Consider the following 22626-nt stretch of genomic DNA (forward strand, 5'->3'; position numbering starts at 1 on the left):
GGGCCAAGAGGAGCAAATACTGGGGTCGGGTCATATCGAAGCGTCCTGGCCTTGTCAGTCGCGCTCCAGCGCGTTCAGGTAGTTCTCGGCGGCGAAGCGCCAGTCGGAGTGCCCAGCGCGCCGCTCCATCGTCTCCAGCGCATACCGCACGGAGACATCACCGGAAACGGTGAGCGCCGGTACCTCGGTATCGGCCTGCTCGCACACCCCGAGCCCCTGGGTGCAGCTCGCCTCCAGAATGGAGTCGGGCTCATCCACCAGGGCGAACGTGGGCACTCGCTCGATGCCGAGAGTCACGAACAGGCGCGGGTCGATGTCGAACTCGAATTCGGTCGAGAGACCCACAATGTCGCGGACCTTCTTGGAGGTTTCCTCGAAGCTGTCCTCATGGAGCCCCTGCATCAACACAACGCCTCCGGCCCGGTTCACATCCAGGATCAGGCGCTTCAGGTTCTCGTCGGGAATCGAGAAGCTGGCAAAGGCGATCAGGCGCACCCCGCCATCGGCCAGGGCCGCCGGGTCGGGCAACGCGATCTCACCGGACTCCATGCGGTCCAGAAACGCCCCCATCGCCTCGACGCCAACCTCCGAGGGGTCAATGTCCGGAACCGAGACAGATGGCAGCGGGCGGTCCTGATCCGGCATTCGCTCCTCGGCCGAACCGTCAGCGGTTTCCCTCAACCGATCGTCCTGAAGTCGCTCGGACGACTCCCGCTGGTAGTCACCGATCCGGTCCTGGGCCTGCTGCAACACATCCGCCGAAACAGCGGCGGGAACGGCAATGCCTAGCGCCCCGGCAATCACCAGGGCGCGGGTCAGCGCGGTAGAAGTCATGGAATTCCTCATCAGAACATCGCCTCCAGCCCGCCCTGGCAGCAGTCGCGCTTACGGAACACCTGGAACGCGAAATCCTCGCCCTTGTAGGGATACTCCTTGCCTGCCGCCCACTCCTGCGTGGTGCGCCCGAGAGGCTGGCAGCACTCGCCCCGAATCTTCCGCGTCTGCGGGATCGGGTAGAGCATCGTGTACTTGTACTCGGTCTTGTCCATGATCGGCTGCGGGTAGTAGCCGCAGAGCCCATCCGAGCCATTCGCGCTCCAGAGTGCGAGCTGACGGTGCATTTTCGAGAGCAACCGCTGAAGAATCAGAGAAGCAGACTGAGGCCCGCTGGTGTGGTGCGCGATGTTGCCGGTAAGCGGATACAGCGGTCCTTGGCAGCCCGCACACCAGTACAAGTCATTACTCGGGAACCCGGCGGTGGCCTGGATGCAATCCGCTGTGCAGGCAATCGAAGCCGCCATGGATGTGAACAGGTTGGCGTCCGGGTTCAGGATCAGCGTCAGCTCGTCGTCGTTCCACATCGGATCGACTTCGGTGATGTAGGCGATGTCGAACGGGCTGCGCTCCAGGCAAGGATTGTCGAGGATCACTTCCAGCCAGTAGAGCACCGGGTCCATGTAGTAATGGGCCTGATAGAAGGCCGTGGTCTGGCCCGATTCCTGACCGGTTCCGGACATGGAGCGCCCGTGCTCCGGCGCGTCAAAGCCGGGATCGACCTCGATGCCGCCCAACGAAACCATGCAGTAGGGCTTGCGGTTTACGTCGATTCGGCGCAGGGGTTCCCAGAAGGAAACCGTGATCCCCAGGTCGAGCCCGCAGTTGCAAAGTGGGCCGGATGGGCCGTCGATGTCCTGCTGACCATCATCCATCAGCGTGACCCCACCGACCTTGATCGGGTACATGCAGCTCCAGCACAGATCGGTGATCGGATTGGCGAACTCCCCGGTGCAGGTCGTCGCACTCGCATTGGGAGCAGCGACGAGCGCCAGGACACCCAGGGCCGCCCCGGCGGCCCACTTCATCAGCGACTTCATCAGCGTGGCCCTCTGCCGGTCATGCTTTCGTATTCGAGCGTCAGCACCCGCTTACCGGCCTCTTGGTACACGCGGACCGGCACGGCCCCGATCCCGAGCTGCCGGATCAGCGCGCCGCCCTGGTCGTAGAAGACCTGCTCCTCCCATTCGCGCATCAGCTCCAGATAGGAGCCTGCAACGAGGATCGGCCGGGGCACCTTGCCCGCGTCCCGCGCTTCCTCCATGCGCTCGCGCGCCCACGCCACCTGCCGCCGGTCGCGGCCATCGAAGAACAGCATTTCGCGGGTCATGGTGATGGTGTCGAGCGGATTAACGGTGGTGCCTTTCTCCACGATCACCCGCCCCTCGTGGTCCCGAATGTCTCGGGTCGCCATGATCGACGGGTCGTGGTACTGCACCGTGTCGTAGTCCAGCGTCGGGAGGTTGTTCGGGTCCGGGTTCTCCAGCGAATCCAGCGCTTGCTCGACGGCCTCCTCCTGAAGCCGGTCCAGTTCGCCGGATTGCTCCCGCTTGAGAAGCTGCTGCTCGATCCATTCGAGCATGTTGGCCTCCGCGATCGGATACACCGGCCCCACAGCGCCGAGGTCTTCCCGACCCAGCGAGGGGGCCTGTTCAGGAAGGGGTTGCGGTTCGGGGGTGTCCGCAAACGCAGGTGCCCCGGCCAACAACACCGGGGCGAGAGCGCCTGCGATCTTCGATGGAATGGTCCGGCGTCTCACACTTCCTGCTCCTCGGTTTCGGATTCGAGCTGATCGGGATGGGCGTAGAACGCGCGCCAGATGATGTACTGGCAGCCGTACACGCCCTTGTCGGTGTACTCGCGAATCAGGCGAACGGTGGTGCTGTTCGGCTCCGTGGCGAGTTCGCCGCCCGCCTCGACGAGCTGGCCGCCCCAGGAGATCGGGGCGCACGCACGATCCATCCGCTGCTCGGGGGTCGAGGCGAGGAAAATCCAGCCAAGGAAGAACAGCACCCCAGCGAAAAAGATCATGTCGAACATCCGGAACATGCGTCGTTCTGCCGTTTGGTTTTAGCGTTGCATTGTAGTCTCGGTGTATTATAGCGCAACCCACAGACCATAACCATAGGCTCGACGCGGCATGAAATCCAGCTCACACAAGCTCGGCGGGATCGCCCTGGGCGGGGCAATTCTTGCCGCGCTCCCATCGGGTACGGGGGTCGTCGCAGCCGTGGCGGCCTACCTGGGGAGCACAGCTCCGGATGCGCTGGAGATTCCGCGCTGGAAGGAGGAAGGGTTCTGGCCCTGGAGCCGCCGCCGGGTTCGTCACTCGGCCGTTCCGCACAGGACCGCGACTCACTGGCTCGCGGCGTGGGTGCTGCTGGCTCTGGCTGGGGTAATCCAGGGGTGGCCGGTGCTCTGGGGCTTCGCCCTGGGCGGCCTGCTCCACGTCACCCTGGACTGGCTCACTCCCATGGGGATTCCCGTATGGCGGCCAGATGTCCGGCACAGCCTCCGGCGCGTCAGCGGCCCCGGTACCGAATTGCTCTGGCTGGTTGCCGTCAGTGCGGCCATGGTCGGCACGGGGCTGACAATTTCCCTCCTCACCTGACCACCCCCCCCTCCTGAACCGGCGGTCTGGCCGAAGGCGAAGCCGGAGGCGTCTCGCGCGCGCACGCGCGGGTGTGTGTGCGTACCCGCGTGCCTGCGCCCGCACGCGCCCGCACGCGCGTTACGCGCTCCCTTTGTTCCTTTGACCTTTGTGGTTTACTTTGCCTTTGCCTTTGGGGGGCGCGTAAGTCACTGAAAAGGCGGAGGAGGCGGAAACTCAGGGGGACAAATACCCCCTCTCAGGGGGACAAATACCCCCTCTCAAGGGGACAAATGCCCCCTTCTCAGGGGGACAAATACCCCCTCTCAGGGGGACAAATACCCCCTCTCAAGGGGACAAATGCCCCCTCGCTTCGCGGGGCGGGATGTCTCTCAGGGGGACAAATACCCCCTCGGTTTTTTGTGACTGTCACTGTCACTGTGCTTGTGAATGTTACGGGTGCTGAGGCCAGGCACAGGCTCTCAGGGGGACAAATACCCCCTCACCTTGGAGCCCCACCGCTCTCAGGGGGACAAATACCCCCTCACCTAGCCAGAGGGGCCGGTTTCTCATGCGTCTTGGTCGGGGCGCATGGGCTTCAAGGGGACAAATACCCCCTTGCGGCACCGCAACATGCTGTGCATACCGATGGTATTTCTGGCGTTCTTTTGAATCCGCTTGCACACCTGCTGATGCCTGGGTAGAATCTCCGGTCAATCAGTTAATGTTTTCGCATTGCACTACGTTGTAAAACAGGTGGTCACATGGGATCAGAAGCGGTCGAGGGTGAGGTTGCCCCGAAGAACCCCGAAAAGAGCATGGTGGTGAAGGCCAACGCCTTCGTTGAGGCGGCTTATTCGCTGAACATGATGGCAACGCGGGTTCTGTTGACGACGATCGCCCAGGTGGATCGCTCCAGCGAGATCACGGAGACGCGCATCTTCAGCGTGTCGGTGGAAGACCTGCGGCGCCTGTTTCCGCCTTTGAGAAACGCGAGCGGGGGGTGGCTTTATCGCGAGCTGAAGAAGGCCGCCGACGAGCTTTATGAAGCTCAGCTCGTGTTCTGCGGAAAACCGAACGAGAAGCCCGATCGCGGCGCGGAGCTGGACGTGGGCCGCTGGGTACAGCGCGCTCGCTACATTCCCTCGGAAGGCCGCGTCGAGCTTCGGTTTGCTTATGACGTGTTGCCGTTCCTCCAGAACCTTTCGGGCCATTTCCTCCAATACGACCTCCAGTTCGTCGCCCGGATGGGGTCGCCGTACTCGGTAAGGATGTATGAGCTGCTGGCGTCCTATCGCCGCTGGTCCGAGGTCACGGTATCGCTCGAAGACCTCCGAAGGATGCTCCGTCTCGAAGACAAGTATCCGGCCTGGAAGGACTTTCGGCGGCGGATCATTCAGCCAACGGTGGACGAGATCAACGCGATGTCGGACATGCGGCTGAGCTACAAGCCGGTTCGCGAGGCGAAATGGACCGTGGCGGTCTGTTTTCAGATGGAAAGGCAGACGCCCCCGATTCCCGAGCTGATCGACAGCGCTCTGGAGGCGAATCCAGAAGGCGACACCCGCAAGACCAAAGCTGAAAAGCCGTCACCTGCCGCGCAGCCGCAGGAGAGCGAGAACCCCGCCCCGGCCGAATACGCGGAGGCTGAAAGTCAGGCCGAGGCGTATGAGCCCCTACCCCTCCTCGATGCCGAACCGATGGAGCTGCCCCTGTACATCGAGGAGCCCATCCCATCCGAACCGGCACCTGAACCGGCCAAGCCGCAGGCCAACACCGAAACACCCCCCAAGAAGACCGTAAAGAAGACTCAGACCCAAGGAACCCGTCTGCCGGACGATTGGGTTCTGCCCGCCGAGTGGCGCGAGTGGGCCGCCGAGCAGGCCAAGGCCAAAGGGGCCGCCCTGAGTGACGCGGAGATCGAGGAGATTGGCGAGGTTTTCGCGGATCACTGGCGCAGCAAATCAGGAAAGGAGGCCCGGAAACTGGATTGGCTCGCGACCTGGCGGAACTGGGTGCGGCGTGAACTCCAGTGGAAGAAGGAGCGCGCGGGCCGGTTCGGAGGTGCGGGTGCAAAAGCCACGGGAGACCGGGTGAGTGCCGTGAGGACAGCCGAGCAGATGGCTGAGCAGCTAGAAAACGAGCCCGAAGACCTGCGTGCAGCGGTCTTCGGTCAGAGGTAGACAGGAAGGAGCCGAATCATGCTGAAGCATATTGGTGGAGCGCTGGAGATCAAGCGAGAAGACCGCGTGTGCCCGGAGCACGGGCCATACGAGGCGATGAGTTTTCGCGACAAGCCGTGGAGTCAGTGCCCGCATTGCATGGAGCGCGACAAGGCGGCGGAAGCGGCCGAAGAAGGCCGAGAACTGGAGCGCCACCGTTCCAGCATCCAGACGGCGAAGGCCCAAGGTGAGGCGGAAGTCCCGCGCCGGTTCAGAGGCTTGCGTCTGGAGTCGTTCGAGCCGCGAAACAGCGAGCAGGAAAAAGCCTTTCGGTTGGTGAAGGGCATTGTCCACGCCCTTCGGACCAACCCGGACGAGGCGCGCAATGTCGTTTTCCTGGGGGCGATCGGTGGCGGCAAGACGCACCTGGCATGGAGCACGGTGAACACGGTGAACGACTCCGGTGGTCGCGCGGTGTACACGAAAGCCTCGAAGCTGATGATGCGCCTGAAGTCGTCGTACTCACTGGATTCCGCCGAGCGCCCGGAAGACATCCTCGATGCCCTGGTGTCGGCCGATCTGCTTGTTCTCGACGAGATCGGCTTCACCCCGGATTCCGATTCGGAGCGCAAGACACTGGCCTACCTGCTCGACGAGCGCTGGGGGCAAATGCGCCCGACCATGGTGATCTCGAATGTCACCCTGACGGAACTTACTCTGAGCCTGGGCGGGCAAGCGAGTATGAGCCGCCTTTTCTCGGAGTCGGATGCGGTCCAATTCAAGGGCGAGGACCAGCGAGGCAAAGTGGTGACCCCTCCGGTACAGGAGGCCCTTCACTGATGGGCTCGGCGGTGCCTGCGGTGCGGATGCCTTCTCGCCTGATCGAGTCGGCATACCAGATGGACCTTACCTCCGCACGGCTGATTCGTGCGGCGCTTGCGCGCGTTGACCTCGCCGCGCTGCCGGTGTCGGCGCCCGTGCCGGATGTGCTGGTGTCGATGCCGGACGTGGCACCGATGATGCCGCCGAAAGCATCGGCGGCAGCCTATCGGGATGTGCGGGACGCGATCGACACCCTGGGGAGCGCGGAGCTTGCTTGTGCGCGGAAGGGTCTGCGCCTGCGCTGGCTGGACCGCGCCGACTACCGGGAGGGTCGTGGCGAGGCCGTTCTTCGGTTCTCCGAGGCGTTGCAGCAGCTCGTGGCCGAGAGCGACCGGGTGCTGATCTACGAGCCGAGCTTGATCCGGGGCCTGATGCCCCGCGTGATCCGCCTTCTCGAATGGATCGCCGTCAAGAGCGAGAACGGCCGGGCCTGTCTTGATCTCGCGGAGCTGAGGGAGGCGCTGGGCTTGGTCGGCCGCTACCCGGCGAAGGGGGATTTCCGCCGGTTCATCATTGCCGAGGGGCTGGATCGTATCCGAAAGCGGCTCGGGGTCGAGCTGGATGCGGCGCCGATTCGTGATGGCCGGAAGCTGCTGGGTGTTGAGGTCGATACGAGCGACCTTCGCGCGTTTCTGCGGGTTTCGCAAGTGGCTGAATATGAGAGCGAAAACGTGGAAGTGTCACAGTCACAGTTACAGGCGCAGTCACTATTACAGGCACAGTCACAATCACAGTCGCAAGTGGTTTCTGGGTGGGGTTCTGGCCGGGGGGTTGAGTGGGTCCGAACCGGGTCGCGTTGCCCCGCAATACCGAGTCCTCCCCTCTCATCCGAACCGGCTGGGCCGCAGGCCCAGGAAGACCATCATTGCGATCTCAATGAGAGCGCTGTGTGTGGTCCTGGTGAGTGGGATCGGGGCCGTGATCTTGATACAAGGGTGCCGGAAGTCTGGTTGAGCTGGGCGGAGTCGTTCTGCGAGGCCAGTGGGTTGCCGGGGGGTCGCGCGATGTTTCGGGCCGAGGCGGCTCGATGCCTGGCGTATTGGCGGGAGGAGTCCTGCGGCGAGGTGTCGGTTCCGGCTGCGATGCCGATGTGGCTCTGGAAGGCTTGGCTGCGCCGCCGGATGGCCGGTTCAGATGGGTTGCGGCGTGCTGTGGCCGGGTAGCTGTTCATTTGTACAGTATCCCGAGCCGGGAGGCATGGGCGGCGTGATTCGGGAAGGGCGTGGCCTGTTCCGATGGTGGGCGTTTGGTCCTGGGCGGCGAAGTACGCGGCGGGGCTCATCGACCTCCGAACCGGCGGCGGCGAAACGCCGCGCACCCGAACGGGCCGGGCAACCGGATTCGGCATCGCGCAAGAGCGCCTGTGGCGCAGGATCGCCTACGGCGGGAGTTTTCCTTTGACCCACTCGCTTCGCTCGTGGAGAGAAGCTGCTTTGCAGCCAGAAGGAGTGCTTGCGCACAGGGAGGAGCGCCTACGGCGCAGAGGATCGCCTGCGGCGGGCCAAGCAGCGCCTACGGCGCCGGGGTGGCACTTCAACCATTTACATTGCATTCGCAGTATCTTGGCGATTCTGACCATGTACAATGTGGCTATTCGGCCTTCTGGCGTAACGAGGTAGATCAATGGGGAATTTCATCGACTCGGTGGGTACGCACTCGGTTCTGTTTCAGCCGATCGCACCGCTCCCGTGGCAGCTATCGACGGATGTGGAGTATTACGAGCTGCTGTCTCGCGTCCAGAATCCGGGCGGCTGGGAATGGCGGCTGGAGGAGCTATTTGCGTGTCCCGATCGGACCCTCAAGGTCGATTTCGCTGTGATGGCCCAAGCCGTGTTAGCCGCCCGGACTCGGCCGAACGAGTGCTTCGGGATCAACGTGGCCCCGAGCAGCCTGATTCATCCTGAGTACCTGCCTCGCCTGACCGCTGCCGTTCAGAGCCTCCCCTCCCCCGAGAACCTGGTGATTGAGATTACGGAGTCATTCGATGCGAGTGAGGCGGTGCTGTTCTCGTTGGTCGCGGCCGTGGAGCGGATCGCGGAAATGGGGGTGAAGACGGCCCTCGATGATTTCGGCACCGGGGGCGCAGGGCTCGCGATCTTCAGCATGGCGCACTTCGATTACGTCAAGTTCGCCCCGGTGGTCGATGTCACTTCGGATCGAGGCCGCGCGGTTCTGGAATCGGTGGCCGATACGGCAAACCGCCTGGGCGACTTCTCCGTGATCCTGGAGGGCGTCGAGACTCAGGACATGCTCGATGTGGCGAACGATTGCGGGGCGTTCTTCGCGCAGGGGTACCACGTTGGGCGCCCAGCAGAACGGCCGATCCCGCCGCAGCCTTTGCGCCTGTCTCCTCGCTCGCGAGGTGGATCGTGGACTTCTCGCGCGGCGAGCCTTTAAGGCCCCTTCAGATGGCCGGTTCGGAGGGCTTTATGCCGCTTGATGAGTATGTGGAGGCGAAGCGTCGTCGGTATTTGCGGGCGCTGGAGCTGATTGCTGAGGCGGACCCGGATGGGAGTGATGTGGACCGGGTGCTGTATCGGTGGATCGAGGTGTATCACGAGAGGGATGCCGGTTCAGATGGGCCGGTTCAGATGAGGAAGGTGGCGTGATTCGCTTTGTCACGGATCAGTGGCTCCACGAGCCGGACATTTTGGCTCCGGTGCGTCACCTGGAGCTTTCGGTGGTCGATCTCGACGGGAATCTGCTGGCTCAATCCTTGCCGCCGGAGACGGGGTGGACGCACGAGCGCCTGGAGGCTTTTGCGGAGGAGCTTGCCCCGTTGACCGAGGGGGGCGCTGAAGCTTATCTCGGGCGCGTGTGGGTTGGGGGGACTGAGGTGTAGGGTTCCCGGAGTGACAGGCAAAGAAAAAGGCCCCGTGTGGATTCCACCGGGGCCTTTTTCGTGGGCCGGTTCAGATGGCCGGTTCAGATGGCCGTCAGTCGCTCTCCACGGCCTGACGGGTGCTTGCGGCCTCGGATGCCGCCTTGATGCTCTCCTGGGCCTTCAGAGGCCGGGAGAGGCCCTTCATGGCGACCTCGGCCTCGTTGGACCCTGCGGCATAGATCAGGATGTCTCCGATGCCGAGGATGCGCTGCATGATGCTCTGCTTCAGTTCGACCGACCGGATGGCTGCGAGGCGGATGCTGTGCTGGTTCCGCGCCACGATTCCGTGGCGATGGGCCACCCGGTTCTCGTCGAGACGGAAGTGATCGACGTAGCGCAGGTACAGGACGCGGAGAATCAGGAAGCCCAGCGCGCCCCACGAGGCGACCAGCAGCGAAGGAATGGATGCGCTGGCGATCGCCGCGAAAAGGCCCTGTGGGGGCGGCAGCGGCAGGCTGAGCCCCGGCAGGGTGTACCACGCCGTCACCCAGACCGGGACCGCTGCGACGAATGGAAGGGCCGCGAGGCTCATCCATTGGTTTCGCCACGCGGGCCGGGCCTCGATGATGGCCTGATTCGTCTGGGTATCCTGGTTCTCCATCGTGTCCGCCTCAGTTCACCGCGTCCTTGAGTGCCTTGGCCGCCTTGAACGCCGGGGCCTTCTTGGCGGGAACGGTAATCGACTCTCCGGTGGCCGGGTTGCGAGCGGTGCGGGCGGCCCGGCTCGCCACGGAGAATTTCCCGAAGCCGGGGATGGTGACTTCTTCGCCGTGGCCGAGGGCGTCGGTGATGGCCTCGAATGCGGATCGCAGGTTGCGTTCCACCTGGGCTTTCGAGGACTCGTTCTTTTCGGTGTCGGCCACGATGTCGGCCAGCTCTTTCATGTTCATGTCGTGCTCCTTTTCGGTTGGTGATGGATGCTCGCGGCATCCCGGAACCGCCCCCACCGGGCGGCTCGGGGATGCCCCGGAGTCCGGGGCGGGCGTTATTCCGTAATCACGATCTGTTCGAGGATCGGGGCTTCGGGGTTGCGCTGGCTGGGGTGGAACCGCCGGATCGCGAACCGCATGAGCGCGGCCGGGCCTTTCTCGGCGTCCTCGCGGGCTTCGGCCTGTAGGTAGTCCCGCATGGGGCTTCGTGTTTCGGCGCGAAAGCCCCGGAGCACGAGAGCGCCCTTCCCCTTCGGAGCGTCGAGGGGCTGGTTCCGGTAACCCTCGCGATCAATGACCAGCTCGCTTTCCGGATCGGGGTCGATGCGGAGTGCGTAGTTCTGGCGGCGGAAATCCTCTTGAGTCCCCTTAAAGTTCTGCATTGGAGTCCTCCTGTTGGCTTGGGGGGTTGAGGGTGGATTCATCCCCCTGTGCATGGGGGTGTGACACGACACCGGGACCGTTTTCGAGGTGGTCCCGGATCAGGGCGAGTGCTTCGCTTTGGACGAATCGGGAGCGGGATCGCTTGCCCGATTTCTGGGCCTGTTCGCAGGCGCGCGAGAACGCGCGATCTCGAATCCAGACCGCTACATCGGTGGGGTCGTCGTTGAACAAATGCAGGAGGATCGCGTAGAGGTTCGAGTCCATCGAAACGGTCGTCTTGAGGCGACCATCCCGCACGGATACGAGGCGGATATTGCGATCCCGGAGGTTGGTGGCGCGGGGCTCACTCATGCCGCCCGATCCCTTTGTGAGCGCGAGGGCTGGATGCCTTCATCCGAACCGGCCAACCAAGAACGAATCGAGGAGAGGATTTGACGGGCAGAATGCTCATACGGCCCCGAAAGAACGATCTCCGGCTTCTGCATCCGATGGGAGGGCTTGTAGACCAGCAGGGCCATACGCTGCCTGCCTGCCGGGTGCTGAAACTGCTCCCTCATGGCTTCCCGGTAGTCTTCATCTGAACCGGCAAAGTCGGCCGGGGGTGCCAGCAGGCACCCGGAACCGGGGGTGGTGTCTTGCACCGTGTCGTCGATGATTCCGTAGGTCAGCATCCGAACCGGCCCTCAGTTCGGGAGACGAGTCAGGTTGAGAATCGTGATGTAGCGAACGTCCTCGGGATCGGGGCTCAGGCCCTCCACCTCGCGATTGGTGAGCGCTTCCTGCGTCGTGGCCCAGACCCCGCTCCGGAGCGTGTCGAATGCCTTGGAGTTCAGCTTGCCGGGCACGCGGAACGACCCATCCAGCACAAACTCCTGTGGCGCCTGGCCTTTGCGGGCGGTGTCCGGAAGCGCGTACACCTTCCAGGTGACGTGCCACGTCTGCGAGGGCGCGATCCAGTCCCGAAATCGACGTAGGGGGTTGCGCTGCTCGGGAGGGTTCCCGTTGTCCATGTCCTGTATCCAGCTTGCGCGCACGATGCGCCTTGATGAATACGAGGATAATCAATTAGGGCACGAGTTACAATGCAGCGCAATGGAATTCTTGAAACACCAGAGTTGAAGATTGCCGAACAAGCCGCTAGGATTCGTCCTGTTGCCGGAAGGTTGCTCCCCTGTGGCCTTCCGGCTTCATCCGGGCAGGTATTTCTCCTGTTGTGCGTCTGCCCCGGCGACTGGCCGCCGTAAGCGGCCCTCCCTATCGACGTGGGGAGGAAGTCTCCTCTACTGGTAAGCCTCCAGAAACGCATTGGCCGCCTCCGGGCGGCCTTTTTTATGCCCGGCTCCACCCGATACAGCGTCCAAACATGTTATCGGAAAGCCCCGCGCCCCAGGCACCGACCGCCGCGCCCTCCCGGTAGGAGGTCCAAACATGTTGTCTCCCTCGCCCCGTCTCCAGCGGTATCCAGGAGCCCGAGGTGCCACGAGCCCTCCTCCTATCGAGAAGCCCAAACTCCCGCCGGGACACCCCGGTATAGCGTCCAAACATGTTACGCACGGGACGCGCACCCCAGCCCATCCGAACCGGCCCCACAAGACCGATACAACGTCCAAACATGTTACGACGATGCTGAAGGAACCCCACCCGAACGACCGCGCGCAGACAAGACACCCCACCCAGCCGAATCAGCGTCCAAACATGTTATCCATCCGAACCGGGCCGGTGCCCGATCCAGCCGCCTAAGCCGACCACTCACCCGTCAGCACATACGAAAGGTCCAGCGGCTCATCCGCCTCCCGCATCCGACCATTCGCCTCCTCCACGATCCGCTCCAACTCCTCCTGGGCTCGGCTACCCATCAGCTCACCCGAACGGGCACGCTCCGATCCGGAAAGCTGGAAATCCCGGCCCCGCTTCACCACCTCCGCCCGCCGGGCAATCAACCGCTTCGCCAAAAGCACAGCATCCCGGACCTCATCTGAATGGCGCTCAAAGCCGCCCCAGCGCGTGACGCTATTCTCCGCACGAGGCCCCAACCGCTCCGTCTGCCAGCCACCACGCACCTTCTTCCACCGCACAAGGATCGGCGTCAACGAACGCCCATCCGAACCGGACTTGCGCTCCCACCGAACCCGAATGCGCCCCGTGGCCGGAGGCTGCAATCGCCACAACACCCGATCCGTCGCCACGATCCAACGGTTCAACATCTGAACCGCCCGAGCCAGATCATCCGCACCCTGCCGAATCCGAGCCGCAAATGCCGCCTCCGAATCGGCAATGTCCCCGAGCATCTTCGTCTCGTAATCCAGCTCCTCGGGTGCCTCCGGTGACCACTCGAACCGGCCCAGGCCACTCGACTCCACTCCCGCCATTCCACTCCTCCATGTCTCTCGCTGCTCATCCGAATCGGCCCATCCGAATCGGTGAGAAAGCCGCCATCGCCTCGGTCGCCACTCCTGTCTGGTGAGGGGCATCCGAACCGGCGTCGAGGCCGCTCCTGTGTCTCCGGTTCCGGTGGGATTCGAGGCCATCGGTGCCTCGGCTACGACCATCCGAACCGGGTCTTTTTGGCTGCTCGTTGGGCTGCTTGGTGCTGTTGTAGATCAGCCTTCGGTCCCGCCCTGTTCGCTCGGCGCTTCGCGGGTGCGCCCCCGTGGTGGCGGACCTCTTGAGGGCCATGGTTCCGGGGCAGGTGTTCAAGCTCTTGGCACCGACCATTCCCGCTCTGGAACAGGCCACGGTCACAGTATAACCACCTGTCACTTCTGTTGTGACTTGCACCTGCTTGTATTACTGTATGTGTCACAGTACAAGGAACAGTCACTATCACTGTCACTGTAACAGTCACAGTCACAAGCACAGGAACAGTCAATGTCACTGTTACTGCGCCTGTAACAAGCACAGGGGAAGCCCCCCTACAAAACGGCCAGAAACGGCCTCACAGAGCCAATACAGGAGAACGGAATGGCGACCCAGGTAATCGGCCTCGACATCGGCCATAGCGCAGTCAAAATGACTTTCGACAAGGCGAACAGCGTGAACCGCTACATGTTCCCTTCCGTGGCCGCCCCGGCCATCCACATCAGCAACAGCGAGGAAGCGCAGCGGGCCGCGCGCGAAACCGTGAAGGTCCGGGGGCGCGAATACTTCGTGGGGGATACCGCAACGATCCAGGCACGAGGTTCCGTGGCCGCTGGCCTGACCCGTGAATGGCTCCAGTCGAACGAGCACATGGCCCTCATGGCGCACGCCAACCGGATCGCGGGCGAGGACGCGGACGCCTTCTCCCACCGGATCGTCGTGCTGGGTCTGCCGGTCACCGAGTTCGACCAGCGCCGCGACCCTCTCAAGGAGATCGCCACCGAGGTCTTCGGGGATGGTGTTCAGATTCGGGTGATGCCGCAGCCGATGGGCACCTACCAGAGCGTCATGCTCGCCCGTACCGGCCTGCCCGCCGATGGGCGCGTCATGCACGACGAGTCGTGGGGCGTGATCGACGTGGGTTACTACTCGACCGACATCATGGTTCTGGTGAACGGTCGCTGGGTCGAGGCAGGCTCCGGTGGCGGCCCCGGCGTCTACGTCGCCGCTCAGGCGCTCGAACGCATCCTGCGGGATCACGACATCGAGGCCGACATTTTCGAGGCCGAGAAGGCGCTGCGCGAGGGCACCCTGAAGCAGTACGGGCAGCGAATCGACGTGCAGGATCACGTCACGAAGGCGCTGGGCACCATCACCAACCAGGTGATCGACACCGCCAACCAGCTCATGCAGAGCCACGCCAAGCACCTCGACGGGATCATCGTCACCGGGGGCGGCGGCTCTCTTGTGCTGGATCAGCTTCAGGCCAAGTGGCCGCACGCTCGCATGGCGGAGGACACCGAGGCCGAGGGCACCCGTTACAAGGGCCATCGCTTCGCCAACTCCGAGGGCTACTACCGTTTCGGTCGCATGACCGACCGGCTCGGCCAGAAGGCGAAGGCGTAATCATGGCGCGCTGGAAGCGAGCCCGAAGCAATGGGCCAGAACGCATCACGATTCACGTCCAGCCCGATCGCGACCCCGAGCTGTATGAGTGGCTGATGGCGCAGCCGTATGGCGCCGCGTCCAAGAAGGCCCGATCCATGCTGATCGACGCCATCCGCGCGGAGAACGATGGGGGGCAGGAACCAGCCGACCCCCCGAAGCGCAAGGAGGCACCGGCCGCACAGGCGGCCCCCTCCGAACCGGCCCGTTCAGAGGTCGCATCCGTCCCCGCCGAAGCTCCGGAGAAACCGCAACCGCCGGAAACGGCACCCGAGCCCTCATCCGAACAGGCTCCGCCGCAGGCGGCAAGAAAAGCATCGCCAGAAGGTGAAGGGACAGGACAGGAGGGTGGGACAGAAGACATTGACCCGGAAACCCTGCGCATCATGCAAGACTCCATGGATCAGTTCTGATGGACAAGCTATTCATCGCAGAGAAGCCCTCCCTCGGGAGGGCCATCGCTGAAAACCTCCCCGGCCCCAAAAAGAACGGCGACGGCTACATCCAGGCAGGCAATGACGTGGTGACCTGGTGCTTCGGCCACATCCTCGAAATGCCCTTCCCGGAAGCCTACAACCCGGAATGGAAATCGTGGGACTTGAAGCACCTCCCCATCATCCCTCCCCGGTGGAAACTGGAGCCGAAACGGGACAGCAAGGACCAGCTCAAGACGATCAAGGCCCTGCTCGCCAAGGCATCCACCGTGGTCAACGCAGGCGACCCCGACCGCGAGGGCCAAATGCTCGTCGATGAAGTCCTCGAATACTTCGGGAACGACCGACCCACCAAGCGGCTCCTGCTCTCCGCAACCGATCCCGCGACCGTGAAGCGCGAGCTGGGTCGGATGCAGCCCAACGACCGCTTCCGAGGGCTCTACCAAGCCGGGCTTGGCCGCTCCAGGGCGGATTGGCTTGTCGGGATGAACCTCTCCCGCGCGATCACGAAGACGCTCTCGCGGGAACACATGATCTCGATTGGAAGGGTGCAGACCCCGACGCTTGCCCTGGTCGCGCGCCGCTGCGATCTCATCGAGAACTTCAAGCCTCGGGACTTCTTCGACATCGAGGCCACGGTCTACGAGTCCAGCCGCGATCCCGCCGACGAATCGACGCCCCGGCTGGGCCTCGCGTTCTCCCCGCAGAAGGACGAGGACCGCCTGTGGGATCAGGACGAGGCCAAGGCCATCGCCAAGGCCCTAAAGGGCCGAGACGGGGCGCTGTCGAAGACAACGGAGCGGAAGAAAGAGCGCCCTCCCCGGCTGTTCACGCTGCCGGAACTCCAGAAATTCGCGAGCAAGAACCTGAAGCTCTCGGCCTCGAAGACGCTGGCCGTGGCGCAGGAGCTTTACGAGAAGAAGCTGACAACCTATCCGCGAACCGAATGCCCTTATCTGCCCAAGGAGCAGGAGGGGGACGTGCCGGACATTCTCGACGCGATTGGGCAGGCGGCCGACGACTCCCTGGTGAGCGCCAGGGGGCGACTCCAGAATCCGGAGCCCCGTTCGAGCGTGTTCAACACCTCGAAGGTGGAGGAGCACCACGCCATTATCCCCACCCGGAAGCCCCTTCCGGATGGCCTCTCGGGTCAGGCCGTGGCGCTCTACAAGGCGATTGCCATGCGCTACCTGCTGATGCTCGCCCCCGACCGCGTATATGACGAGACGCTGTACACCGCTTCCTGGGACGGCCGGACGTACAAGACCAAGGGCCAAGTGACCGTTTCGCCCGGATGGACCGCCGTGGCGGGCAAGGCCGCGAACGACAAGGCGCTACCGGACCTCCCGGATGGCGCCCAGGTGACCGTTGCGGACGCGAAGCCGCGCAAACGCACCACGCGCCCGCCGGACTACTACACCGAAGGCACGCTCATCGAGGACATGGGATCGGTCGCGAAGTACGTCCAGAACGACAAGCTGAAGGCCGTTCTCAAGGAGAACTCGGGGATCGGCACGGCCGCCACCCAGGCGCAAACCATCGAGACGTTGAAATCGCGCGGGTACATCACACTGGATCGCGGCAAGCTGAAGGTGAGCGACTTGGGGCGTTCCATTGCGCAGACGCTACACCCTCTGCTCGTGAACCCCGATCTGACGGCGAAGTGGGAAATGGACCTGAAGCGGATCGCGGACGGCGACATGGAGCTGTCGGAATTCGAGGGGAACATCCACCGCTTCCTGGACTACATCCTCAAGTGGGCCAAGGACCGGAAGGGCGAAGTGGAGATCGCGGGGGAGCCTGCGAAACCGAAGGGTCGGGCGCCGAAGAAAGGCGGCACCAAGCGACGTAAGGCGGCTTGAAAGGAAGGCGGCCCCGCGAAGGGGCCGCCCACGGAGGCGAGGGTTACCCCTGCGCCTCCCCGTCTTCCACCTCGATCATGCTGGCAACTTCCAGCATTTCCTCATTGGTGAGGCGCTGGAACATCATGCCGAGGACGATCTTCACCTGGCGGGGCGTATTGGCCCAATCCTCATCGGTAGGGGCAAGGCCGCGCCACTCAGGATGCCGGGACATCGAGGCGTAGACCTGTCGGATCGAGGCGTCGATCGTCTCCTCCTCTCCCACGATGAAGTCTTCCGGGCGGAGGACTTCCGCGAGCATAAGCACCTGGGCGAACGGGATGCCGAGGAAGCGCCCCATGCTGCGGAGCTTTTCGTCCGTGATCTTGCTGATGTCCCGCCCACCGTTAAGGATCAGGGTGAGGTAGGAGTAGGTGATGCCGATGGCGTCCGCCAACTTGTAGCGGTCCATTTCCAGCTCCTCCGCTCGCTCCAGCAGTGCTTTCGTGAGCGCAGAGCCTTTGATGTGGCCGGTGGGAGCCGCGCCACCTCCATCTTCACCCGTCTTCTCTTTGGAACTGCCTTTGGGGGCCATGCGTCGTTCCTTTGTTTCTGGATAAAAGGGCGGCTTCTCGATTCGCCGCCGTTGGGGGTTCGGTCGGGAAACGCGCTACATAAGCGTTTCCTGTTGTAATTTTTCCATCGCCTCTCGGTGCATTGTATCTACAAACTGCGTACACGACATCACTTCCAGACACCCGAAGGTATTGATTTCTACACGTTCTGGCGGTTTTGTTGCAGATTCGAGGTTTTGCAGCCCTGCCCTGGAGCCGTCTGCGCTCGCTCCTAACGAGAGCGAGAGGCTTGGCGAGTCAATCAGTTACAGGGTCACAGGCATAGTGACCGGGGAACGGTCGGGGTCTCCCGGCGATCCCGCCAATTCTCTCGGGCGGGTTTCTTTCGTCCGGCAATTCCTTCTCGAAGCAGGCCATTTCGGCCTTGCACGAAGAAGGAGATCGCTATGACGCAATCCACCATGCAGCAGTCCCTCGGTGTGACCGCGACCATGATGGTTGAGCAGATCAACCGTCAGGGGAGCGGCAACATCCGCGTTTCCGTGGATCGGTATGCCGCTACGGCTTCGACGGATGGCAACCACATCTGTCTGCCGGTCGTGGAGGACGACAAGCGCTTCATCGCGCTTGCGTATCTCGGCCACGAGGCCAGCCATGCTCGGGTGACCGACATGAAAGCCTTTCGTGCATTCGCGAAGCAGGGTCCGCTCCACCAGGGGGTTCTCAACATCATCGAGGACATCCGTATCGAGCGGAGCATCGTTCGCGTCTACCCCGGCCTTCGCAACCTTCTGGGGCAACTCGTAGCTCATTTGGTGCAGGAAGGCACGATGGGCACAACGGATGGGGAAAAGCACCCGGTTGTCGTTTTCGTCAACTGGCTGCTCCACACCCGCCGCGCCTGGGTGCTCCGGCAATCCGCTCTCGATGACATCGCCAAGGAAGACGACGCGCTCGCGCGTTCAATCCTGGGTGACGACATCATGGATCGGGCCGAGGGGATTCTTGAGTGCTTGCCCACAATGGGCCTGGACTTCAAGGCAACGGCGGAAGCCGTTGCGGTCGCTGAGCAGATCATCGACCTCATTCGTGAGGCCGAGGAGCAGCACAACGACCAGTCCCAGCAGGAGGAGCAGAAGGGCGACTCCGGTGACGACCAGGACCAGGGTGAAAGCCAAGGTTCCGGTCAGGGCTCTCAGGATGAGGGCTCAAGCGGCGACGCGGAAGGTGACTCAGGAAGCTCCAGTGAATCGGATGCTGGTGAGGGCTCGGATTCGGGTTCTGACTCCGGTGACTCCGGTTCCAGCGAGGGCTCCGACTCCGGGAAGGAAGACGATCTTGAGCAGAATGGCGGCAAGTCCAGCCGGAAGTTCAAGAAGATCGTCCAGCCGTGGATCAACACGCCGGTACCGGATACGGACCTTGGTGACGTTCTCCAGAAGCACGGTCACCTGGACCGCAGCGGGAGCCCGGATGTAGAGCTGAAGGACACCTTCTCGTTTGCAAGGTTCTCCCATCTGCCAACCTACACCGGGGAAACCCGAGGGGTGCTGGCTGCGGAGGCAAGCGCTCTCGCGGGCGCTGTTCGACGTAGCCTGCGGGCTCTGCTGGAGGGTCAGGCTCGAAACCGCCGCGATCCGCGTCGGCAAGGGCGCCTCAGCAGTGGCTCTCTGCCAACGGTGATGACCGGGAACCATCGGGTCTTCTACCGGGAGGAGTTTGCGCGCGCGCAGTCTTGCGCAATCCATATCCTGCTGGATGTTTCCGGGAGCATGACAGCCGCCGAATCGGAACGCGGTTTCTCGCTGATGGCCGAATCCGTCATTGCGACACACGCGATGATGGAGGCTCTGGAGCCCCTGAAGGGGGTCCGCTCAGCACTGTCCGTTTTCCCGAACGGAGAGGAGATGGAGGTCTGGAGTCCTGTTCCCTTCTCCGAGACGTTCTCGGGGGTCAAAAGGAAGCGGGCTGCAAGCCTGTACCCGGCAGCAGGAGGGGTTTGTACGCCAATGCTCCAATCGCTGCGGGCTGTCGCGGGAAATCTGCTTGCTCAACCCGAGCAGCGGAAGATTGCGATAGTCGTGACCGATGGTGAGCCGGATCGCACGGGTGAATGCCCGGCTGAGGCGGTCGAGGAGGTCCGAAAGATGGGCGTCTCCGTATTCGGCGTCGGTCTGGGCGTTGATCTGTCCCCGATTTTCGGGGATCAGTACGTCACCGTGGATAAACTGGAAGCCCTTTCGGGCGAGCTGAGAAAGGCGGCAAGGACCGTCCTGCGTTGAAACCACACCCACCCTCGGCTCTGCCTTGGGTGGGTTTTTTTATGGGCTCAATCCTCCGGTGAAGCAGGCCATTTCGGCCCTGCATACCCGAAGGAGAAAAACCATGGCTGGATTCGATGAAACGAACGTGATGGCACTGCTCGACAACGTGACGGGGCTCGACGAAGACACCGCAAACGTGCTGGGACAGGTCGAAAACATGCTCTCTCGCGTAGCCTTCGAGTGCCACGAAATGTTGTCGAAAATCGAGCGGGAAGGTATCCAGCAGTCGGAAGGCGGGGAACTCGCTCTCGCCCTCGAAATACTGCGCAAGATGAAGGACTACCGGCGATGAGCCGCCCGGAACTGCGCTGAAACCAACCCGCCCTGGCTTTGCCAATGGCGGGTTTTTTTATGCCCGCAATCCTCTCGTGAAGCAGGCCATTCCGGCCCTGCATCGTGAGGAGAAAGAGCATGATCGACTTCGATTACACCTGCTATGCGGTCGTTACCGAGCGCGACACGACCAACCCGTTCCTGAGTGGAGGGGCGACCCTGATCGAGACGCACATCAAGGATGCCCAGCGCCTCGGGGATCAGCAGTCGCGGGCGTACCGTTTACAAGGGCCGATTGGTGGAGGCTACGGCCGCACCCTGGTCGTAGAGCTTGCGGCGATCGACCAGCGCGAGATCGACGCTGGCCTTTCACAGCGGCCGTCGCATGACGGGAGCGTGCTGTACGCACCGGCCGTCTGGGATGCCAACGACCCGGATGGCCCCCTCATCCTCGAAACCCAAATCCGGGATGCCAGTTCGCTCAAGAAACAGCTAGAGCGAATCGAATGGCTCAGGAGCCAGGGGTCAAAAGACCTGCTGGATTCGAGAATCCTGCGATTCCACGTTTGACGGCTCAGGCCACGAAGAAACCGCCCGCCCTGGCTTTGCCAGCGGCGGGTTTTTTTGTGGGCGCAATTCCTTCGCGAAGCAGGCCATTCCGGTCCTGCATGACGAAGGAAAAGACGATGATTGACTCGTTGCAGTTCTATCCAACCCCGAAGTCCCTGGCCGAGAAGGCTTGGTCCATGTTCCGGGAACGCGATTTCACTCGCGTCCTGGAGCCCTCCGCCGGAAACGGCGACCTGTTGGCTGCCGCGCCCTCGAATGGGTGGATGGGGAGAACCCCCATCGACTGCATCGAGATCGACATTACCCGACACCCGCGTTTGCGGGAGGAAGGGTACTCGGTCGTTGGGCTCGACTTCCTCCAGTTCGACTCCGGTTCCATGTACAGCCACATCATCCTCAACCCGCCCTTTGCCCAGGGCGCGCTTCATGCGCTGAAGGCGTGGGATTCCCTATGGGATGGGGAGGTGGTCGCGATCCTCAACGCCGAGACGATCCGTAACCCGTGCTCGAAAGAGCGGCGGCGGCTCGTCCGGCTCGTGGAGGCTCACGGCGAAGTGGAGTTCGTGGAGGCGGCGTTTGCCGAGGACGACTCCATGCGGAAAACCAACGTCGAGGTGGCGCTGGTGTATCTGCGGAAGAACGCCGACCTGGAGCACGACCTGGCCGGGACCATCATGGAAGACCTTGAACGGGACTCCATGACGGCCGCAGGGCTCGCCAGCGGCTATCACGAGCCGCAAGAGCTGGCATTGGGCGCCTCGACCATCGAGAACGCCGTGACGGCCTTCAACGCGGCCGTGAGGGCGTCTCGTGAGTCGGTCTTCGCGGATGCGAGGGCTCAGCGGTACAAGGCCCGGCTGGGGCGTTCGATGGGCGCTGTGACAGGCGGGTATTGCGATGACGCCTTCGGGGACCGCTCCTCTGTGGAGTATGTACGGCGTGAGCTGTTCAAGCGCTACGAAGACCTGAAGGACCGCGCGTGGACCGGGATTCTCCGATCCTCGCGCGTGACGGACCGGCTCTCGTCGGCCGGGCAGAAGCAGGTCGAGTCGCAATTCGCCCAGATCAAGACCCTGGAGTTCACCGTGAGCAACATCTACGGGTTCCTCTTGGGAGTGATCGAGAACCAGGGCGACATCCAGCTCGAAATGGCGTGCAGCGTGTTCGATCAGATCACCCGGTATCACTCGGATAATGCCGTGTACTACCGGGGGTGGAAGTCGAACGATCGTCACAGGGAGGCCGGAATGCGGATCAAGATGACCCGCTTCATCCTTCCGGGCCACAACTGCGAGCCATGGCGGACCGGGATTTCCTGGGACTCCCAGCGGCTACTCAGTGACTTCGACAAGGTGTTTGCCATGCTCGATGGCAAGCAAAAGCCGGAGTACGGCATCGCGGAAGCCTTCGACCAGGAGTTCGAGGCATTGAAGGACGGCGAGCGTATCCAGAGTTCGTACTTCGATCTCCGGTACTACCCTGGCGCCGGGACGATCCACTTCTTCCCCCGCAACAAGGAGGTAGTGGACCGCCTCAACCGCTTGGTCGGACGGCATCGCGAGTGGCTGCCGCCGGAAGATGCTCGCGTCAGCGAGGACTTCTGGCTTCAGTACGAGAAGGCGGAGCGCTTCGACAAGGAGCTGCGTGAGGAGGTCCGGAAGGCCCCCGTGGACCGCTCTTTCTGGGGTTCGCCGTTCGATCAGGTTTGTTCTGCGCACGAGGATCGACGGAACCACGGAAGCGAAGTAGTGGACCAGGCGCTCGGGCGCGTGCTCGAACGCCATGGCATTGACGTGGATAAGGCGCTTGAAGCGCCCCAGAAGCGTCTCACTGCATGACGACCACACCCGCCCTGGCTTTGCCTGCGGCGGGTTTTTTTGTGCCCGCAATCCCTTCGTGAAGCCGCGCCATCCCGGCCCGG

26 protein-coding genes are annotated in these 22626 nt (G+C 63.0%); 14 read left to right on the top strand and 12 right to left on the bottom strand.

Annotated features, from left to right (window positions below; translation table 11 throughout):
• Positions 1 to 54: 54 nt before the first annotated feature.
• The 4 genes from trbC to D578_RS0106055 form a co-directional block, all read right to left on the bottom strand.
• A complete protein-coding gene (gene trbC, locus D578_RS0106040) occupies positions 55 to 834 on the bottom strand; it encodes a type-F conjugative transfer system pilin assembly protein TrbC (protein ID WP_018949070.1) in 780 nt (259 codons plus the stop codon).
• Positions 835 to 845: 11 nt separating this feature from the next.
• On the bottom strand, positions 846 to 1874 hold the full coding sequence (locus D578_RS0106045) for a TraU family protein (RefSeq protein WP_018949071.1): 1029 nt from the start codon (positions 1872 to 1874) through the stop codon (positions 846 to 848).
• Entirely contained in the window at positions 1874 to 2473 is a 600-nt protein-coding gene (traW, locus tag D578_RS0106050; protein ID WP_026289213.1) for a type-F conjugative transfer system protein TraW, read from the bottom strand. Before traW ends, D578_RS0106045 begins: the two co-directional genes overlap by 1 nt.
• Positions 2474 to 2589: 116 nt before the next feature.
• Entirely contained in the window at positions 2590 to 2865 is a 276-nt protein-coding gene (locus tag D578_RS0106055) for a hypothetical protein (RefSeq protein WP_231364102.1), read from the bottom strand.
• 109 nt (positions 2866 to 2974) lie between these two features.
• Between D578_RS0106055 and D578_RS0106060 the strand changes: the two genes are divergently transcribed.
• The 7 genes from D578_RS0106060 (at position 2975) to D578_RS0106090 (ending at position 9310) form a co-directional block, all read left to right on the top strand.
• Complete coding sequence (locus D578_RS0106060; protein WP_018949074.1) at positions 2975 to 3445, top strand: metal-dependent hydrolase; 471 nt, start codon at positions 2975 to 2977, stop codon at positions 3443 to 3445.
• A 743-nt stretch (positions 3446 to 4188) separates the two neighbouring features.
• On the top strand, positions 4189 to 5607 hold the full coding sequence (locus D578_RS15110) for a RepB family plasmid replication initiator protein (RefSeq protein WP_051076325.1): 1419 nt from the start codon (positions 4189 to 4191) through the stop codon (positions 5605 to 5607).
• 18 nt (positions 5608 to 5625) lie between these two features.
• A complete protein-coding gene (locus D578_RS0106070) occupies positions 5626 to 6426 on the top strand; it encodes an ATP-binding protein (protein ID WP_018949076.1) in 801 nt (266 codons plus the stop codon).
• The gene (locus D578_RS0106075) at positions 6426 to 7631 is read left to right on the top strand and encodes a replication initiation protein (RefSeq protein ID WP_018949077.1); all 1206 of its coding nucleotides are present in this window, start codon (positions 6426 to 6428) and stop codon (positions 7629 to 7631) included. The genes D578_RS0106070 and D578_RS0106075 overlap by 1 nt, the downstream gene beginning before the upstream one ends.
• A 460-nt stretch (positions 7632 to 8091) precedes the next feature.
• Positions 8092 to 8865, top strand: a complete 774-nt coding sequence (locus tag D578_RS0106080; protein WP_018949078.1) for an EAL domain-containing protein — start codon at positions 8092 to 8094, stop codon at positions 8863 to 8865.
• Positions 8838 to 9077 (top strand): hypothetical protein, encoded by a 240-nt coding sequence (locus D578_RS0106085; RefSeq protein WP_231364103.1) that lies wholly within the window; start codon positions 8838 to 8840, stop codon positions 9075 to 9077. The genes D578_RS0106080 and D578_RS0106085 overlap by 28 nt, the downstream gene beginning before the upstream one ends.
• Positions 9074 to 9310: a hypothetical protein gene (locus D578_RS0106090; protein WP_018949080.1), complete on the top strand. Its 237-nt coding sequence runs from the start codon at positions 9074 to 9076 to the stop codon at positions 9308 to 9310. Before D578_RS0106085 ends, D578_RS0106090 begins: the two co-directional genes overlap by 4 nt.
• A 94-nt stretch (positions 9311 to 9404) precedes the next feature.
• On the opposite strand, the gene D578_RS0106095 is transcribed toward D578_RS0106090, so the two are convergent.
• The 7 genes from D578_RS0106095 to D578_RS0106125 all read right to left on the bottom strand — a co-directional run bounded on the left by D578_RS0106095 (position 9405) and on the right by D578_RS0106125 (position 13034).
• Positions 9405 to 9953 carry a PH domain-containing protein gene (locus D578_RS0106095; protein ID WP_018949081.1) on the bottom strand — a complete coding sequence of 183 codons (549 nt, stop codon included), beginning with the start codon at positions 9951 to 9953 and terminating at the stop codon, positions 9405 to 9407.
• A gap of 10 nt (positions 9954 to 9963) precedes the next feature.
• On the bottom strand, positions 9964 to 10236 hold the full coding sequence (locus D578_RS0106100) for an HU family DNA-binding protein (protein ID WP_369772755.1): 273 nt from the start codon (positions 10234 to 10236) through the stop codon (positions 9964 to 9966).
• Between the two features lie 101 nt (positions 10237 to 10337).
• Positions 10338 to 10664 (bottom strand): hypothetical protein, encoded by a 327-nt coding sequence (locus tag D578_RS0106105; protein WP_018949083.1) that lies wholly within the window; start codon positions 10662 to 10664, stop codon positions 10338 to 10340.
• Positions 10651 to 11016 (bottom strand): hypothetical protein, encoded by a 366-nt coding sequence (locus D578_RS0106110; RefSeq protein ID WP_018949084.1) that lies wholly within the window; start codon positions 11014 to 11016, stop codon positions 10651 to 10653. The genes D578_RS0106105 and D578_RS0106110 overlap by 14 nt, the downstream gene beginning before the upstream one ends.
• Positions 11013 to 11336 (bottom strand): hypothetical protein, encoded by a 324-nt coding sequence (locus tag D578_RS0106115; protein WP_018949085.1) that lies wholly within the window; start codon positions 11334 to 11336, stop codon positions 11013 to 11015. The genes D578_RS0106110 and D578_RS0106115 overlap by 4 nt, the downstream gene beginning before the upstream one ends.
• A 12-nt stretch (positions 11337 to 11348) precedes the next feature.
• On the bottom strand, positions 11349 to 11675 hold the full coding sequence (locus D578_RS0106120; protein WP_018949086.1) for a hypothetical protein: 327 nt from the start codon (positions 11673 to 11675) through the stop codon (positions 11349 to 11351).
• A gap of 726 nt (positions 11676 to 12401) precedes the next feature.
• Entirely contained in the window at positions 12402 to 13034 is a 633-nt protein-coding gene (locus D578_RS0106125; protein WP_018949087.1) for a hypothetical protein, read from the bottom strand.
• A gap of 592 nt (positions 13035 to 13626) precedes the next feature.
• Between D578_RS0106125 and D578_RS0106130 the strand changes: the two genes are divergently transcribed.
• The 3 genes from D578_RS0106130 to D578_RS0106140 are packed head-to-tail and all read left to right on the top strand — an operon-like array spanning position 13627 to position 16984.
• The gene (locus D578_RS0106130; protein ID WP_018949088.1) at positions 13627 to 14649 is read left to right on the top strand and encodes a ParM/StbA family protein; all 1023 of its coding nucleotides are present in this window, start codon (positions 13627 to 13629) and stop codon (positions 14647 to 14649) included.
• Positions 14650 to 14651: 2 nt separating this feature from the next.
• Positions 14652 to 15101, top strand: coding sequence for a hypothetical protein (locus tag D578_RS0106135; protein ID WP_018949089.1), 450 nt, complete (start codon positions 14652 to 14654; stop codon positions 15099 to 15101).
• Positions 15101 to 16984 carry a DNA topoisomerase 3 gene (locus D578_RS0106140; protein ID WP_018949090.1) on the top strand — a complete coding sequence of 628 codons (1884 nt, stop codon included), beginning with the start codon at positions 15101 to 15103 and terminating at the stop codon, positions 16982 to 16984. Before D578_RS0106135 ends, D578_RS0106140 begins: the two co-directional genes overlap by 1 nt.
• 43 nt (positions 16985 to 17027) lie before the next feature.
• On the opposite strand, the gene D578_RS14840 is transcribed toward D578_RS0106140, so the two are convergent.
• Positions 17028 to 17558 (bottom strand): helix-turn-helix transcriptional regulator, encoded by a 531-nt coding sequence (locus D578_RS14840; RefSeq protein ID WP_018949091.1) that lies wholly within the window; start codon positions 17556 to 17558, stop codon positions 17028 to 17030.
• Between the two features lie 426 nt (positions 17559 to 17984).
• Here D578_RS14840 and D578_RS0106150 point away from each other — a divergent pair, with 426 nt between their 5' ends.
• From D578_RS0106150 to D578_RS0106165, 4 genes are all read left to right on the top strand, one after another.
• Positions 17985 to 19820: a VWA domain-containing protein gene (locus D578_RS0106150; protein ID WP_018949092.1), complete on the top strand. Its 1836-nt coding sequence runs from the start codon at positions 17985 to 17987 to the stop codon at positions 19818 to 19820.
• 103 nt (positions 19821 to 19923) lie between these two features.
• Positions 19924 to 20154, top strand: a complete 231-nt coding sequence (locus D578_RS0106155; RefSeq protein ID WP_018949093.1) for a hypothetical protein — start codon at positions 19924 to 19926, stop codon at positions 20152 to 20154.
• A 119-nt stretch (positions 20155 to 20273) separates the two neighbouring features.
• Positions 20274 to 20705 (top strand): hypothetical protein, encoded by a 432-nt coding sequence (locus tag D578_RS0106160; protein WP_018949094.1) that lies wholly within the window; start codon positions 20274 to 20276, stop codon positions 20703 to 20705.
• Positions 20702 to 22543: a DUF4942 domain-containing protein gene (locus D578_RS0106165; RefSeq protein ID WP_231364104.1), complete on the top strand. Its 1842-nt coding sequence runs from the start codon at positions 20702 to 20704 to the stop codon at positions 22541 to 22543. The genes D578_RS0106160 and D578_RS0106165 overlap by 4 nt, the downstream gene beginning before the upstream one ends.
• The last annotated feature ends 83 nt before the right edge of the window (positions 22544 to 22626 follow it).

It is taken from the genome of Thioalkalivibrio sp. ALMg11, from assembly GCF_000377905.1.
Lineage (GTDB): Bacteria > Pseudomonadota > Gammaproteobacteria > Ectothiorhodospirales > Ectothiorhodospiraceae > Thioalkalivibrio.

Bases quoted from the DNA above. Each gene is read 5' to 3' on its own strand.
- trbC (WP_018949070.1), bottom strand. From the start codon at position 834: ATGACTTCTACCGCGCTGACCCGCGCCCTGGTGATTGCCGGGGCGCTA.
- D578_RS0106045 (WP_018949071.1), bottom strand. From the start codon at position 1,874: ATGAAGTCGCTGATGAAGTGGGCCGCCGGGGCGGCCCTGGGTGTCCTG.
- D578_RS0106055 (WP_231364102.1), bottom strand. From the start codon at position 2,865: ATGATCTTTTTCGCTGGGGTGCTGTTCTTCCTTGGCTGGATTTTCCTC.
- D578_RS0106060 (WP_018949074.1), top strand. From the start codon at position 2,975: ATGAAATCCAGCTCACACAAGCTCGGCGGGATCGCCCTGGGCGGGGCA.
- D578_RS15110 (WP_051076325.1), top strand. From the start codon at position 4,189: ATGGGATCAGAAGCGGTCGAGGGTGAGGTTGCCCCGAAGAACCCCGAA.
- D578_RS0106070 (WP_018949076.1), top strand. From the start codon at position 5,626: ATGCTGAAGCATATTGGTGGAGCGCTGGAGATCAAGCGAGAAGACCGC.
- D578_RS0106075 (WP_018949077.1), top strand. From the start codon at position 6,426: ATGGGCTCGGCGGTGCCTGCGGTGCGGATGCCTTCTCGCCTGATCGAG.
- D578_RS0106080 (WP_018949078.1), top strand. From the start codon at position 8,092: ATGGGGAATTTCATCGACTCGGTGGGTACGCACTCGGTTCTGTTTCAG.
- D578_RS0106095 (WP_018949081.1), bottom strand. From the start codon at position 9,953: ATGGAGAACCAGGATACCCAGACGAATCAGGCCATCATCGAGGCCCGG.
- D578_RS0106100 (WP_369772755.1), bottom strand. From the start codon at position 10,236: ATGAAAGAGCTGGCCGACATCGTGGCCGACACCGAAAAGAACGAGTCC.
- D578_RS0106105 (WP_018949083.1), bottom strand. From the start codon at position 10,664: ATGCAGAACTTTAAGGGGACTCAAGAGGATTTCCGCCGCCAGAACTAC.
- D578_RS0106110 (WP_018949084.1), bottom strand. From the start codon at position 11,016: ATGAGTGAGCCCCGCGCCACCAACCTCCGGGATCGCAATATCCGCCTC.
- D578_RS0106115 (WP_018949085.1), bottom strand. From the start codon at position 11,336: ATGCTGACCTACGGAATCATCGACGACACGGTGCAAGACACCACCCCC.
- D578_RS0106120 (WP_018949086.1), bottom strand. From the start codon at position 11,675: ATGGACAACGGGAACCCTCCCGAGCAGCGCAACCCCCTACGTCGATTT.
- D578_RS0106125 (WP_018949087.1), bottom strand. From the start codon at position 13,034: ATGGCGGGAGTGGAGTCGAGTGGCCTGGGCCGGTTCGAGTGGTCACCG.
- D578_RS0106130 (WP_018949088.1), top strand. From the start codon at position 13,627: ATGGCGACCCAGGTAATCGGCCTCGACATCGGCCATAGCGCAGTCAAA.
- D578_RS0106135 (WP_018949089.1), top strand. From the start codon at position 14,652: ATGGCGCGCTGGAAGCGAGCCCGAAGCAATGGGCCAGAACGCATCACG.
- D578_RS0106140 (WP_018949090.1), top strand. From the start codon at position 15,101: ATGGACAAGCTATTCATCGCAGAGAAGCCCTCCCTCGGGAGGGCCATC.
- D578_RS14840 (WP_018949091.1), bottom strand. From the start codon at position 17,558: ATGGCCCCCAAAGGCAGTTCCAAAGAGAAGACGGGTGAAGATGGAGGT.
- D578_RS0106150 (WP_018949092.1), top strand. From the start codon at position 17,985: ATGACGCAATCCACCATGCAGCAGTCCCTCGGTGTGACCGCGACCATG.
- D578_RS0106155 (WP_018949093.1), top strand. From the start codon at position 19,924: ATGGCTGGATTCGATGAAACGAACGTGATGGCACTGCTCGACAACGTG.
- D578_RS0106160 (WP_018949094.1), top strand. From the start codon at position 20,274: ATGATCGACTTCGATTACACCTGCTATGCGGTCGTTACCGAGCGCGAC.